Origin of the sequence: Pseudidiomarina sp. WS423 (assembly GCF_050750165.1) — a bacterium.
GTDB lineage: Bacteria > Pseudomonadota > Gammaproteobacteria > Enterobacterales > Alteromonadaceae > Pseudidiomarina > Pseudidiomarina fusca.
In genome coordinates this window covers 27,657-42,502 of sequence record NZ_JBOJLN010000013.1, presented here as the reverse complement: position 1 = coordinate 42,502, position 14,846 = coordinate 27,657, and the positions used below count along the sequence as shown (strand labels likewise).

Annotated in this window: 10 protein-coding genes; 8 read left to right on the top strand and 2 right to left on the bottom strand. The window is 48.4% G+C overall.

Annotated elements, in window-relative coordinates; translation table 11 throughout:
* Nucleotides 1-2: 2 nt before the first annotated feature.
* From folB to ACQ661_RS10160, 3 genes are read left to right on the top strand one after another with little or no spacing between them, the layout of a single operon-like run.
* Complete coding sequence (gene folB / locus ACQ661_RS10170; protein WP_110076391.1) at nucleotides 3-356, top strand: dihydroneopterin aldolase; 354 nt, start codon at nucleotides 3-5, stop codon at nucleotides 354-356.
* Nucleotides 353-901: a 2-amino-4-hydroxy-6-hydroxymethyldihydropteridine diphosphokinase gene (folK, locus tag ACQ661_RS10165; protein ID WP_162014593.1), complete on the top strand. Its 549-nt coding sequence runs from the start codon at nucleotides 353-355 to the stop codon at nucleotides 899-901. Before folB ends, folK begins: the two co-directional genes overlap by 4 nt.
* Nucleotides 902-925: 24 nt before the next feature.
* Nucleotides 926-1,720, top strand: coding sequence for an undecaprenyl-diphosphate phosphatase (locus ACQ661_RS10160; RefSeq protein ID WP_313933074.1), 795 nt, complete (start codon nucleotides 926-928; stop codon nucleotides 1,718-1,720).
* A gap of 12 nt (nucleotides 1,721-1,732) precedes the next feature.
* On the opposite strand, the gene ACQ661_RS10155 is transcribed toward ACQ661_RS10160, so the two are convergent.
* The gene (locus tag ACQ661_RS10155) at nucleotides 1,733-2,848 is read right to left on the bottom strand and encodes a CCA tRNA nucleotidyltransferase (RefSeq protein WP_313933073.1); all 1,116 of its coding nucleotides are present in this window, start codon (nucleotides 2,846-2,848) and stop codon (nucleotides 1,733-1,735) included.
* A gap of 176 nt (nucleotides 2,849-3,024) precedes the next feature.
* Between ACQ661_RS10155 and ACQ661_RS10150 the strand changes: the two genes are divergently transcribed.
* The 3 genes from ACQ661_RS10150 to ACQ661_RS10140 all read left to right on the top strand — a co-directional run bounded on the left by ACQ661_RS10150 (nucleotide 3,025) and on the right by ACQ661_RS10140 (nucleotide 7,137).
* Nucleotides 3,025-4,533 (top strand): ExeA family protein, encoded by a 1,509-nt coding sequence (locus ACQ661_RS10150; RefSeq protein ID WP_431668276.1) that lies wholly within the window; start codon nucleotides 3,025-3,027, stop codon nucleotides 4,531-4,533.
* Nucleotides 4,534-5,286, top strand: coding sequence for a general secretion pathway protein GspB (locus tag ACQ661_RS10145; RefSeq protein ID WP_431668275.1), 753 nt, complete (start codon nucleotides 4,534-4,536; stop codon nucleotides 5,284-5,286).
* A 75-nt stretch (nucleotides 5,287-5,361) separates the two neighbouring features.
* Complete coding sequence (locus tag ACQ661_RS10140; protein ID WP_153827211.1) at nucleotides 5,362-7,137, top strand: acyl-CoA dehydrogenase C-terminal domain-containing protein; 1,776 nt, start codon at nucleotides 5,362-5,364, stop codon at nucleotides 7,135-7,137.
* Here ACQ661_RS10140 and putA read toward each other — a convergent pair.
* Nucleotides 7,134-10,301: a bifunctional proline dehydrogenase/L-glutamate gamma-semialdehyde dehydrogenase PutA gene (gene putA, locus ACQ661_RS10135; RefSeq protein ID WP_153827212.1), complete on the bottom strand. Its 3,168-nt coding sequence runs from the start codon at nucleotides 10,299-10,301 to the stop codon at nucleotides 7,134-7,136. The genes ACQ661_RS10140 and putA overlap by 4 nt on opposite strands.
* Nucleotides 10,302-10,565: 264 nt before the next feature.
* On the opposite strand from putA, the gene ACQ661_RS10130 reads away from it, so the two are divergent.
* Together ACQ661_RS10130 and glnE are read left to right on the top strand one after the other, a co-directional pair.
* Nucleotides 10,566-12,068, top strand: coding sequence for an inorganic triphosphatase (locus ACQ661_RS10130; RefSeq protein ID WP_257119948.1), 1,503 nt, complete (start codon nucleotides 10,566-10,568; stop codon nucleotides 12,066-12,068).
* Entirely contained in the window at nucleotides 12,068-14,839 is a 2,772-nt protein-coding gene (gene glnE, locus ACQ661_RS10125) for a bifunctional [glutamate--ammonia ligase]-adenylyl-L-tyrosine phosphorylase/[glutamate--ammonia-ligase] adenylyltransferase (RefSeq protein WP_431668274.1), read from the top strand. The genes ACQ661_RS10130 and glnE overlap by 1 nt, the downstream gene beginning before the upstream one ends.
* Nucleotides 14,840-14,846 lie beyond the last annotated feature (7 nt).

Genomic DNA, 14,846 nt, shown 5'->3' with positions numbered 1-14,846 from the left:
TCATGGATAAAGTATTCGTAGAAGGGTTGGTGGTTGATGCCTACATAGGAGTGTACGATTGGGAGCATGAAAGCACCCAGCCGTTGGTCTTAGATTTAACTATGGCATGGGATAATGCCAAGGCCGCACGCTCTGAAGATTTGGCCGATGCACTTGATTACGACAGCTTGAGTAAAGCTGTTACTGCGCTCATTCAGCAGCGCCCCAGAGCTCTGATTGAAACCGTTGCAGAAGAGGTGGCTGAGCTTATTTTAACGCATTTCAAGGTGCCGCAAGTGACAGTAAAAGTAGGCAAGCCTCAAGCGGTTAAAGCTGCTCGCCAAACTGCCGTAGAGATCACTCGGAAGGCTTCGTGAGTAGAGTTTTATTAGGTATAGGTAGTAACAAGCAACGGCATCAGCATATTCAGGCTGGGGTGCTGGCGCTGTATCAACATTTTGCATCAGCAACGACGCCGATGCGAATCTCACGAGTATTTGAAAGTGCTGCAGTGGGTTTTGTGGGGCAGCCTTTTTTTAACTTAGTTGCAGAAGTTCAGACCCAGTTATCAGTAGCTGAGGTAAATCAAATCTGCAAAGAGATTGAACAGCAGTTTGGCCACAGCGCGGCAGCACCTAAATACAGTCCACGAACCTTAGATATTGATATGCTGTTGTTTGATGACCTGATAAGTCGAGAGCCAGTGCAACTGCCACGCGATGAGATTTTACATAATGCTTTTGTACTCTGGCCTTTAGCTGAATTGGTAGGCTCCTTGCCACATCCATGTACTGGTTTAACTTTTACTCAACATTGGCAACAATACAGTAGCTCTCAACAGTTACAACCTATATCATTTGACTTTGAGCAACTGCCTCATTTGTATCAGGTGACGCCATCAACCCTGATCACCAATAATTAAGCTATTAGCAAGGAACTAATCCCAGTGGATATTATTGAAGCTATTATTCTGGCCCTGGTTCAGGGGCTAACTGAATTTCTTCCGATTTCTAGTTCAGCGCACCTGATTTTGCCTTCGCAAGTTTTCGGTTGGCAAGATCAAGGTTTAGCCTTTGACGTTGCCGTGCATGTGGGAACCTTGCTGGCGGTCATCTTGTATTTTCGTCAAGAAGTAGGTCAGCTCCTGGTGGGCTGGGTAAATAGCATGCGTGGTCAACACAACGAACACAGCAGATTGGCGTGGTTAATGATTTGGGCCACTATTCCAGCTGGGTTGGCTGGCTTACTGGGGGGCGATTTAATTGAGAACTTTGCCCGTTCAGCGCTCGTGATTGCCACCACCACTATCCTGTTTGGTTTACTGTTATGGTACGCCGATGTGAAAGCTAGCGAGCGCCAAGGGTTAGCCGGATTGACCTTGAAACAAGCTGTTTTAGTTGGTTTGGCTCAAGCATTAGCACTTATTCCGGGTACCTCACGCTCAGGCATAACCATGACCGCAGGTATGCTGATTGGCCTAACCAAAACCGATGCTGCGCGTTTTTCGTTTTTGTTATCCATTCCTGTCATTATTATGGCGGGCGGCTACCAAGGCTTGAAATTAGTGCAACAACCCGCAGCGGTTGATTGGTTAGCCGTATTGACCGGGGTCGGGGTATCGTTTGTCGCGGCTTATTTCTGTATCCATTTCTTTTTACAGATCATTAGCCGTATGGGGATGCTGCCCTTTGTGCTCTACCGCCTAGCTTTGGGTATTATTTTGCTGCTATTTTTTATTTAACTGTAGATAACGTTATCCGCTGGCTAGCTGCCATTCGTTGATCACCTTCGCGTGGCGAGCTGATTGTAGCGCTGCTCCAATTTGAGGGCCTTGTAAAGCTTGGCCCTCAGCTTTGGCCGCCTCAATCACAGCAGCTGCGGATAACTTTTGAGCAGCCTCGAAACTGCGCTGAAAAGCTGCCAAGACGGGTTCCTTAATTCCGACACACTGCCACACCTTGAGCAGGTTAGTAAGCTGTTCGGGTTGCCGCCATAAATCAAACTGTCCCATGTAAGCGAAAGCCGCGTCGGCATTCCAAGTCGAGCTAGCACTGAGTTGCGCGCGACACAACTTGAGCGCCAGTTGACGATAGCTATTGGGAACCTTCAAGCGTTCACACAACTGCTGCGCTCGTTCAGGGTTCAGCGGATACAGGCTTAGGCAAAAGGCGATGAGAGGATCTGGGGTATCCAACTGACTCAAATAATGACGAGTTAACTTGATAATTGAAGCTGGTTGCAACTCGCTGAACCAAGGAGTTAAGGCGTGGGCATCGCTTAAGACCTGCCAGAATACCGCGGGGGTTGCACTGCTGAGTGCTTTTTCAGTTTCGCGCCAAACTCGCTCAGCACTTAAAGTTGCAAGTTCACCTTGGTCGGCTATGGTTCGCATTAACGCCATAGTTTCAGGAGCAACGGTAAAGCCATCAGCAGCAAAGCGAGCGGCAAAGCGCGCCACCCGTAATACCCGTAACGGATCTTCGACAAAGGCTGGAGAGACATGACGCAGTACCCGTTGCTGTAAATCTGCACGACCATGATAGGGATCAATCAACTTCCCGGAGTCACTTTGCGCTATGGCATTAATGGTCAGATCGCGGCGCATAAGATCTTGCTCCAAAGTCACCGACGGATCAGCTGCGATAGCGAAGCCTGTGTAGCCTTGGCCAGTTTTGCGTTCGGTTCTTGCAAGGGCATATTCGGCCTGCGTTTGCGGATGCAAAAATACTGGAAAGTCTTTGCCTACTTGGCGATAGCCTAAAGCCAGCATTTGTTGAGGAGTAGCACCAACTACCACATAATCACGTTCATGCACGGGCTTACCGAGTAACCTATCGCGCACGGCACCACCTACCAAATATATGTTCATGCCATACTCCCTTAATATTCTCGGTGCATCATCGCTAATCACTGGCAGTGATGCAAGTGAGTGGTTACACTGTAGCCATGCTCGACGCAAAACCTTACTTACAACCATCTAATTATAACAATAAGCGCAGCCGGTACGCCTTGGCTACCTTGATTTAATATAGTGATACAGACAGCATGTATTTGAATTATTTTGGTTTACACACAGAGCCCTTTTCGATCGCTCCAGATCCACAGTTTCTCTATTTGAGTGAGCGTCACCAAGAGGCGCTAGCGCATTTAAGTTATGGATTATCAGGTAGCGGTGGATTTATCTTACTCACAGGTGAAGTTGGTACCGGCAAGACGACGGTGTCACGTGCCCTGTTAGAACAATTACCAGAGCACACACAAACGGCATTTATTCTGAATCCGATGCTGAATTCACACGAGTTACTAGCTACGTTATGTGATGAGTTTGGGTTGCAATCAGCTGCTCAGCCAAAAAGCCGCAAAGACTCAGCATCCGGCCCATTAACGGACAAACAACTGACAGACTTGTTGAGTAAGTTTCTCCTGAGTGCACATCAAGCGGGTCAGCAATGTGTGGTGCTGATTGATGAAGCCCAACACTTACAACCCCAAGTATTAGAGCAATTGCGTTTATTAACCAATCTTGAAACCAACCAGCAGAAGCTATTGCGAGTTATTTTAATTGGTCAGCCTGAATTGCAAGATCTGCTGCGCCGTCGCGAGTTACGCCAGCTAGCACAGCGGATAACGGCTCGTTATCACTTATTACCATTACAATTGGCTGATACCGAACGCTATATTAATTACCGCTTGCAAGTTGCCGGAGCACAGCGCGGATTGTTTGAGCGCGCAGCGATACAGCGGGTACACCAAGCAAGCGAAGGGATCCCTCGACGGCTGAATCTACTTTGTGATAGGGCGTTACTCGCTGCCTATAACGATCAAACGCAAACGGTGACGGTAAAACATATTAAGCAGGCCGTGCTGGAATTGGATGGGGCGCCTGCAGCCACAACCAATTCTCGTAAGTGGTGGATATTGCCGGCAGCAGCAATTCTTGGTGGCGTTAGTGCTTGGCTGGCATTGTATTTAATGAACCAAGTGAACACCCGAGTGAGCACGGATGGCTTAGCAGCGACTCCCATGGAGACCACCATGGAAGTATCAGCGCCAAGTGAGTCGACACCCGCTGATTCTGCCGCTGTTCCAGCGATTGTGGCATTAACTCAGGTCTGGCAATTACCAGCACCACCAACAGAAGCAGCCGTGTGTAACTGGGTGGAGCAGTTCCAACTCATGTGTGTTACTGGTACCGCACGTATGGACCAACTGAAACAATTAAGTTGGCCATTATTGCTGCAGTTAGATGCTGGTCAGCACCAGTTTGTTGGCAGTATGGCAACCCAACCAGAAGCCGGCTGGAATGGTCGTTTTGTTGCCTTTATTCCGCAGCCACCGGGCTATGCTGATGAAGACTCGAGCCTGTACCAGCAATGGTTAGCGCAACAACTAAAAGAGTCTGGTAGTGCTGGTGAACAATCACTGGTGCACCAGTTACGCCAGGTTCAAATGGCAGCAGGCTTGCCGGTTACGGGCGCGTTGGATGGTATCACTCTGGCTTGGTTAGCGGCGAACAGTCGGCTAGGCGGCCCGCGTTTGCAAGAGGAGCAATAAATGTCTTCAGTATTAAAAGCATTGCAGCGGCAGTCATCGCCACTGGTGCCTCAACCCAATCCCATTTGGTTAGCTAGTGCTACTCAGCCTCGTGGGCCTTATACAGGCCTAGTTGCAGTAGTCTTGGCGCTGCTGCTGTTTGTATTAAGTGCAGCTGCGGTTTGGTGGTGGTTACAGGATAATCCGGCACCTACGCAAGAAACATCAGCGCTGACGCCAATCCCCGACTTAAACCAAGCAGCAACGCCGCCAGCAACGCCAGCGTATCGATTAGGTGAACCTTCGGCTATACGCGTTCCGGTTTGGCCAGAGCCAGTTGCAGTCACAACAGCCGAGCCAGCAACAGTAGCTGAAACCGCTGAAGCAACTGCGCCGGTAACAGCTAACGAGGCTAACGATAAGGTGATTTCACAAGGGCAAGGGTTGGATTTAAACGCGGTATCTCCCGAATTGCTGGCGGCCTTTGAAGATGCCTTAGCAAGTGGAGAGAATTCGGCGCAACAAAGTGTCGTTCCTACCATTTACGATTTAAACCTGAGTATGCAACGGCAAATTGGCAGTTTTAGTTACGATAGTCATCAATATTCATCTGATGCCACCGCACGCTGGATTGTTCTCGATGGGCGACGGCTCTTTGAAGGAGATAGCTTTGGTGCGGTGACGATTCTAAAAATTTCGCCGGCTCATGTGGTGATGTCAATGAACCAACAGGCTTTTCAGTTACCAGCCTTAGAAGACTGGACAAGACCCTAGTAGATCTGATATTAAAACACCTGTTTAAATTCGTTGTTTGATTTTTTCTGCCAACTGATTGAGAGAGGTGTGGTCATGGCTGATTATCGTGTACCCCGTGAAGATATGCAGTTTGTACTGCAGGATGTATTTAAAGTTCATGAAGACTGGGCCAAAATTGAGGCCTTTGCTGACGTCGATATTGACACTGCAGTTGCCATTATTGATGAAGGCGCGAAATTGGCAGAAAGCTTGATTGCTCCTAATGCTCGGGCTGCTGATGAAGAAGGCGTGAGTTTCGATAACGGCGTGGTAACCACCCCGCAAGGCTACAAAGAAAACTTCAAGCAACTGGCTGAAGGTGGTTGGGTAGGGGTGACTGCCAATCCTGACTTTGGTGGTATGGGCCTACCAAAATCCGTATCAGCGCAATATGAAGAAATGCTCTGTGCAGCGGATATCTCTTTCTCATTATATTCAGGCTTGACTGCTGGCGCTATCATGACCATCGATCAGCATGGCAGTGACGAGCTAAAAGCCACTTATTTAGAAAATATGATCAGTGGTAACTGGGCAGGTTCGATGTGTCTTACCGAACCTCATGCCGGTACCGATCTCGGTATTATTCGTACCAAAGCCATTCCTAATGAAGACGGTAGTTTTGCTATCAGCGGGACCAAGATTTTTATCACCGGTGGCGAACATGACCTCACTGACAACATCATACATTTGGTGTTAGCTAAGTTGCCCGACGCACCCGCAGGTAGTAAAGGCATCAGCTTATTCTTAGTGCCGAAGTTTCTGGTAAATGCTGATGGTTCTATTGGTGAGCGCAATGGCGTGCATTGTGGTTCAACGGAACACAAAATGGGTATTCATGCCTCTGCTACTTGTGTGATGAATTTTGATGGTGCCAAGGGTTGGCTGGTAGGTGAGCCGCACAAAGGTTTACCAGCGATGTTCACCATGATGAACTATGAGCGGTTAGGTGTAGGTATCCAAGGCCTTGGTGCTGCAGCTCGCTCTTATCAAAATGCGCTAGAGTATGCCCAAGACCGCATTCAAGGTCGTGGCGCTAAAGCTACGCAGCAGCCCGAGAAAGAAGCCGACCCTATTATTGTGCATGGCGATGTGCGGCGCATGCTGCTTACCATGAAAGCTTTCGTTGAAGGTGGCCGAGCATTCTCAACTTATGTGGGGCAACAACTCGATTTAGCAAAATACGCAGCTGATGCAGAGACTCGCCAACGGGCCGAAGCGTTGGTGCAGTTGTTAACTCCAGTTGCCAAAGCCTTTTTAACGGACACTGGGTTTGAAGCCACTGTACTTGGTCAGCAAGTATTTGGCGGTCATGGCTTTATTCGCGAATGGGGACAAGAGCAGTTAGTTCGTGATTGTCGGATAGCGCAAATCTATGAAGGCACTAACGGCATTCAAGCTTTAGATTTATTAGGGCGCAAAGTTGCCGGTAGTCGAGGTGAACTCCTGAAACCACTCCTTGCGGATATCCAAGCGTTATTAGCTGAACCGTTAGCAGGATTTGAAGCAGAATATCAACAGCTTGCTGATGCTACGCAATTGGTACACCAAGTTACCGTGCAAGTATTAAGCAAGGTGATGGATGATGAAAATATCATTAACAGTGTCGCGGTAGAGTACCTGAACTTAATTGGTTACGTTGCTTTTGGTTACGTGTGGTTGCGTATGGCTGCGGCTGCTGCGCCGCAAGTTGCAGAAAAGCCACATCTAGCAAGTAAACTAAAAACAGCTAAGTTCTATATGGCGCGTATTTTACCGCGTATTGAAAGCCTAGCTACCACCATCAAAGATGGTAGCCAGAGCTTGTATCTACATGACTTGGGCGATTTTTAATCGCCCAACGATAGTAGGGTTGCATTGCCACCAACAGCAGTAATGTTGTTGGTGCGCGTTTTTTCAGTAACAAAACGGGTTAAGTAGTGTGGGCCACCAGCTTTTGGACCTGTACCTGACATACCACGGCCACCAAATGGCTGTACCCCTACCACCGCACCAATTTGGTTACGATTAATATAAACGTTACCGACATCAATCCGGCGGGCAATGTCCGCAGCAAAGGTTTCATTGCGGCTGTGAATACCAAAGGTCAAACCAAAACCAGTACCATTAATACTATCGATAACTTGATCTAAGCTGTCAGTGCTATAGCGAATAACGTGCAAGATCGGACCGAAGTTTTCTTTCACTAACTGATTAATAGAGTCAATTTCGATAGCCGTTGGTGCGACAAAAGTACCGCCTTGAGTGTATTCAGGCATCGGAGCACGCGCAATTAAGCGACCCGCTTGGCTAATATCGTTGATGTGCTGCTCAAGATTGTGTTTAGCTACGCCATCAATAACCGGACCTACGTCGGTTTCATGTAGCATAGGGTTGCCAACTTTTAGCTCGGCCATTGCACCTTTAAGCAGATCAATCACGCGATCGGCGATATCGTCCTGTACAAATAAGACGCGTAGGGCAGAACAACGCTGACCGGCACTCTTGAAGGCACTAGCAACGATATCGGTAACTGCTTGCTCAGGCAACGCAGTGGAATCAATAAGCATCGCGTTTTGACCACCGGTTTCGGCAACCAATGGCACTATCGCACCTGTTCGGGCGGCCAAGGCGCGGTTAATTGCTTGAGCGGTGTAGGTTGAACCGGTAAAGCAGACGCCACCGATATCTTCTTGGGAAACTAGGAACGAACCAACCTCGGCACCGCTGCCTGGCATAAAGTGCAACACATCACCAGGAATACCGGCCTCAAGCGCCAACTGCACGGCACGGAATGCAATAAAGCCAGTTTGCTCAGCAGGTTTAGCGATAACACAGTTACCTGTAACCAGTGCTGCAGCCACCTGCCCTAAGAAAATAGCTAGTGGGAAGTTCCACGGGCTAATACAAATAAAGGTGCCGCGGCCTTGCAAGAATAGCTCGTTCGTTTCGCCCGTCGGGCCTGGTAGCGTGGTCCCTTGACCCATGAGTTCACGCGCTTGGACAGCGTAGTAGCGGCAGAAATCGACAGCTTCGCGTACTTCATCAATACCATCTTGTAGACTCTTGCCGGCTTCTAGCGTACACAGAGCAATCAACTCGTTACGATTCGCTTCCATCAGATCAGCGAGCTTCTCTAATGCTTTGGCTCTGACTTCAACATCGGTATCGCGCCAACGTCGATAAGCAGCATTGGCACTGGTTAGTGCTTGTTCCGCAAGAGCTTTGTCGCCCCAGCAAATGGTGCCAATAAGGCGGTCGGTTTGTTGCGGGCTATGGATCGCAACCTGATGATGGGCATCAATGACATCGCCATTAACAATCGGTCCTGCTTGCCATTGTTTGTCTTGGTATTGTTGTACTGCTGCAATAAAGTCATCTGCTTGTGAATGAATGTTCATATTCAATCCTAACGAGTTTTTCCGATCTGCAAAGATCTGCGTCGGCAAAGGAATTTTGGCATTAGCGAAATGGTCATGCTGATGCATGGTCGTTAAAGGGTGCTCAATCAAGTCGGCTACTGGAGTTTCTGGGTCCACTAATTTGTGCACAAAAGATGTATTAGCACCATTTTCCAGTAGGCGGCGCACCAAGTAGGGTAACAAGTCTTTGTGTGCACCAACCGGAGCGTAAATTCGCACGGTGGTATTTTCATCCTGCTCTAAGATGGTGTCATAGAGATCGTCACCCATACCGTGCAAGCGCTGAAATTCTATCCGTCGCTGATACTGCTTATTGAGTTCCCGAATAGCGACAACGGTGTGTGCATTGTGGGTAGCAAACTGCGGGTAAATAGCCCCATCGGTCGCGGCACTCAATAAGTAGTGAGCACAGGCTAAGTAAGACACGTCAGTATTGGCTTTGCGGGTAAACACTGGATAACCAGTTAGACCATTCACTTGGCAAAGTTTGATTTCTGTGTCCCAATACGCACCCTTTACCAAACGCACCGGAATCTCGTCGCCACATTCGCGCGCCAGCGCGGTCACCCAACATAATGTAGGTAATGCACGTTTTGAATAGGCTTGCACCACCAAACCAAAACGTGGCCAGCCTTTACAGACGCCGCTTCGATACACTTTCTCAAATAATTCTAGCGAAAGTTCAAGCCGGTCTGCTTCTTCTGCATCAATGCTGACTCCAACATCGGCCTCTTTGGCTAGTTTAACGAGCTCAGTTAAGCTTTGTGCCAGCTCAGTCATAACGCGCTCGTGATTAGCCACCTCATAGCGCGGGTGTAGGGCTGATAATTTTATTGAAATAGTTGGGCGTGGAGCCTTCGGGTTATTGAAGTTTTCTTTGCCAACTATCTTAATCGAATTGACATAATCGGCGTGATAGCGCTGCGCATCACGCATGGTTAATGCCGCCTCGCCAAGCATATCGTAAGAGTGCGTGTAGCCTTTATCGCGATTAGCACGACTGTTTTTCAGCGCTTCTTCAATAGTACGGCCTAAGACGAACTGGGTGCCCATAATTCGCATCGCTTGATACGTTGCTTTACGAACTACCGGTGTACTTAAACGACGAGTCAGGCGCTTAAATACACCACGAGGCGTTTCCATCGGCTGGCCGGTAGGGTTTATCCGATTGTTAGCAAAGGCGATGCCCCAAGTGCCGGTATTCACTAACCAAGAGGTACTTTGGCCCATATGTTTTTGCCAATCACCACCGGAAAGCCGATCTTGGATTAACGCATCAGCTGTTGTTGCGTCAGGAATACGTAATAAGGCTTCCGCGAGGCACATCAAAATGATGCCTTCTTTGGTATCTAAACTGTATTCTTGCAGGAACGCATCAATACCGCTGTTGTCAGCACGCTCACGAACTTTACCCACCAGTGCCGCAGCAGCTTGGGTAACAGCGTCAATTTGTTCAGGTTGATTCGGTACCAGTGTCATCAACTCACGCAAATAGGCATCTTCATCAACTAAATAGTTGGCGGTAATGGCCTGTTGGAGTCGACCGAGGTCGGCGCCGGAATACTGAGCCGCAAGCACTTCACTCGCTTTAAACATAGATTCTCCTGTAAGACTCAGCCGATGGCTGGCGGGGACATATTTTCGGCGCAAGTATAGGGCTTTTTGAGCGCCAGTAAAGCCCACCCGATCAGAATTTTTGTCGCTTTCTTGCGGGCGTATCAGCGCTACATTTTCGAGCACCGCCGATGGCGCCCACGTTGCATTTTTTAACCGCCAGTGTCAAGCCCTGATCAGTTGACCTGTAAGGAGTCTGCGAGTACCGTATGAGGCCTAACTAATGATGCATAGATGGAACCATTCGTGAGTCACCAACATAGCCAAGAAATAGAACTCAAACTTATCCTTGAGCCGCAGCAACGAGCAGCTGTCTTGCAACTTTGTGAGCAATTGGCGAAGGGGGCTGAGCATGACATTTTTGAACTTAACAATGCCTACTTTGATACCGATGATTTGCGTTTGCGTGAATACGATATGGGATTACGCATAAGGCAGCGTGGTGAGCACTTAGAACAAACAATTAAACTTGCCGGGCAGGTGTTAGGTGGCATGCATCAGCGGCCTGAATACAACAGGGTGATTGCCCAGCCGGTACCTGATTTGACGTTGTTCGAAGAAGATATATGGCCGGATGACTTTCCGTTGTTTGATATTCAGCGCGAGCTAAAGGAAATTTTTCGTACCGATTTCACCCGCCATCGTTGGCGAATTCCCCAGGGCGATGGAATGATAGAACTGGTATTCGATGAAGGTGAAATCATTGCCGCTGAGCACCGCCAACCCATCTGTGAAATTGAATTAGAAGTACAAGGTGCAGATACGGCCGCAGCGTATAAATTAGCACGCCGTTTTATTACCCGCGTGAACGCGAGAGTAGGAACCTTAAGCAAGGCAGCTCGGGGCTACTTGTTAGCTGGCAAGTCGGTATTAGAACCCTACACCCATGCTGACTTTGTCAGTCAACAAGGCCAAGACGATGTTGGTCAAGGGTTATATCGAGCATTAACTTACGCCTTGCAATACTGGCAACACAATGATGCCTGTTTAACCCAGCAGCCGTGTGTGCAGGCAGTGGCTGGTATTACTGATGGAATTCGTTTAAGTAAAGTGGTGTTGCAACAATTGGCCTTATTCGAAATTGATGTGAGTGACCATATTTTACGGTTAGAACAGATGCTGGGGCACTTGGGTTGGCTCAGTAGGTTTGATGGTCTCAATGAGCTGATAGCTGAAGATGGAGCTTATCATCGCGCGTTAAAGCAAAATACCAAGCTGTATGAACACATTTTGGAGCAACAGCAACATGCTGTGCAACTTGAGCTGGTGGTAAATTTGAGTAAACGTGATGATTATCAACTGACCTTATTTGAGCTAGGTGAGTTGTGTGCCCAACAACCTCGCCATGAACAACTTATGCAGACCCCGTTAAAGCAATGGGCCGTGCAGCGCTTACGAGATGACTGGCAATGGGTTGCTGAACCTTTCACGCGCGCTGAAGAAATGCGTCCAGAGCAATATCTTAAGCAGTTGCCGCAGCTGCAAAGTTCATTGCAACTGGGCTATTGTGTAGGAGCGCTATTTGATCAACAAGATCGTGAGCAATTCCGGGCTCCGTGGTTAGATATGCTGCGCGGCATCCGAGAAATATTGGCGCTAAAACTACTACGAGAAGCCATTAAAGATACGGATGATATTAACACCGAGCGTCTACTTAGTTGGCAAGAGGTACAGTTAGAGTCGTTGCTATATGCCCTGGAACGCTCTCGCCGCTCGGCTATCAAACAAGAACCTTATTGGATTTTATAATGATAGATGCATCGGCCTTTGTCGCCTCAATCAGCCCCTTTATTGCGCGTACACTAGAGCAACAACCGCAAGCTATCGAGTGGCGACAACAGCCGGGATACCCACATCAGGTGGTGCTTCCAGCGCCAGAGAACTATTTGACCCTGGTGCAGCAAGAGTTACAGCAATGTAGCGATGAAGGCAGTGCACAGCGTCAACTGCGGCAATTAAGACAACGTTGGTATGCAAGTTTGGCTGCGGCAGACCTGCTGCAGCAAATTAGCTTGGCGGACATGTTGCGACATTTAAGCGCAACTGCTGATGCTTTTATCATCGCCGCCGTTCAATGGCTGCGACCGCGTTTAACTGAGCGCTATGGTGAATTACTGGATAGTCAGGGAGTACCGCAACAGCTGTATGTGATTGGCATGGGTAAACTAGGCGGGGGAGAATTAAACTTTTCGTCAGATATCGACCTTATTTTTTGCTATCCAGAGCAAGCCGAGACACAACATCCGCGACGTCCGCTTGAAGCCAGTGTGTTTTTTACCAAGTACGCCCAAGCTCTTTTAGCCTTGCTAGACACTCCGACTGCTGATGGTCGAGTGTTTAGGATCGATTTACGACTGCGTCCTTTTGGCCAATCTGGCCCACTGGTAGCCAGCATGGCCGCATTAGAATATTACTACCAAGAACAAGGCCGTGATTGGGAGCGCTATGCTATGGTTAAAGCGCGTTTAATTGGTGCGAGCGAGGTTGCTCAACAGCAATTTAGTGCGCTGCTAAGGCCATTTGTTTACCGACGTTATATTGATTTTTCAGCGATTGATGCGCTGCGTAAAATGAAGGCGTTGATCACCCAAGAAACCCGCCGTCAGGGCGTTCGGAACAACATCAAGCTTGGTGCTGGGGGTATTCGTGAAATCGAGTTTATTGCGCAAGTCTTTCAGTTGATTCGAGGTGGACAGCAACGTCAACTACAAACCCAATCTTTGTATCAAGCTTATGCCGTGATCAAACAACAACAGTTGCTGGAACCGGCAGTGGTGGATGAGCTGCTACAAAGCTATGAGTTTTTGCGTAAGGTTGAGCATGTCTTGCAGGAACTGAATGACGAGCAAACACAGACATTGCCGGACCAAGATGATCAGCAACAGGCTATGGCGCAGGTATTTAAAGTCAGTTGGCCAGCATTGGTTGATCGAATTGATCAAGCGATGCAAAAGGTTCACCAACATTTTAGAGCCGTTATTGGCGCAACGGATGAAGACGACGAAGAAGCTGGTGAGTTACAACTGTTATGGCAGGATATGATCGAAGACGATGCTGCCGTAGCTATCCTCATTGATGCTGGTTTGAACGCTGCCAGCGCCCAACAAATGTGGGCGCACATCAGTCAACTTCGCCAAGAGGTTCGGCGCCGTGGTAGTGGCCCTCGCGGACGCCAAGCAATGGCTCGATTAGTCCCCATCTTGATTGAGCAACTATTGGCTTATGAAGATGCTGAAGCAGTCTTAGAACGTGTGTTGCTAGTTCTACGCAAAATTATGAGCCGTACAGCTTACGTGGAGCTACTGGTTGAGAACAAAGGTGCTCGCGAGCAACTGTTGAAGCTATGTCGCGCCAGTTCATGGCTGGCGACACAGTTAGCACAGTACCCACTTTTATTAGATGAATTGATCGACCCTCAGCATCTATATCAGTTGCCGCAACTGGCCGATTATGGCCGTCTGGTCGATGAATACTTGTTGCGGATCCCCGAGCAGGAGGCTGATTTAGAGGCGCAAATGGATGCACTGCGTCAGGCGCGTCAGGTCTTACAATTACGTATTGCCGCGGCAGATATCAGTGGCGCTCTGCCACTGATGAAAGTCAGTGACCACTTAACTTATTTAGCTGAAGCTATCATTGCCAAAGTTGTTCGTTTAGCTTGGTATCAGATGGCTGAAAAATACGGTAACCCAGCTGGTCAAGACAGTGACAATATGGGGTTTGCAGTACTCGCCTACGGCAAGTTGGGTGGTTTAGAGTTGGGTTATGGCTCAGATTTGGATTTGGTATTTATCGCTGATGCAGACTACGGCGGGGTGACGCAAGGCCCAAGAGAAATCGAGAATCAGCAATTCTATTTACGCCTAGCGCAACGTATTTTGCATCTGTTAACTACCCGAACTATGGTTGGGGTGTTGTATGATACGGATATGCGTTTGCGTCCATCTGGTAAGGCTGGACTACTGGTTACTCGACTAGACACTTACGCTAAATATTTAGCTGAGGATGCGTGGACTTGGGAGTTGCAGGCCTTAGTTCGGGCGCGGCCTGTATTTGGTCGTGAGGAGATACGTCAGCAATTGATTCAGTTGCGCCTACAGCGCTTATGCCAACAGCGCTCAGAAGATGAATTACGCGAACAAGTGGTGAGTATGCGTGAAAAAATGCGTGAGCACACCAAGCTAGCGGTAAACGAACAAGAGTTTGATTTAAAACAGGGCTATGGCGGTATTACAGATATTGAATTTTTAGTGCAGTACCTTACCTTAAGGTATGCTCATGACTACCCAGAACTTGCAACTTACACTGATAATATTCGAATTTTAGAAACTGCAGGCCAATTAAACTTGATGCCGACCGAGCAAGCACAACAATTAATCGAGACTTATATTAGATTACGAGAGCTGTCGCATCAATTGGCATTAGCAGAGCAAAGCAGCAAGACCCATCAAGATGTATCTGCCGCCCGAGCTGTGGTTGAAACAGCTTGGCAGCAATGGTTAGCTGCCAAGCAAGGTTAGATGTTGA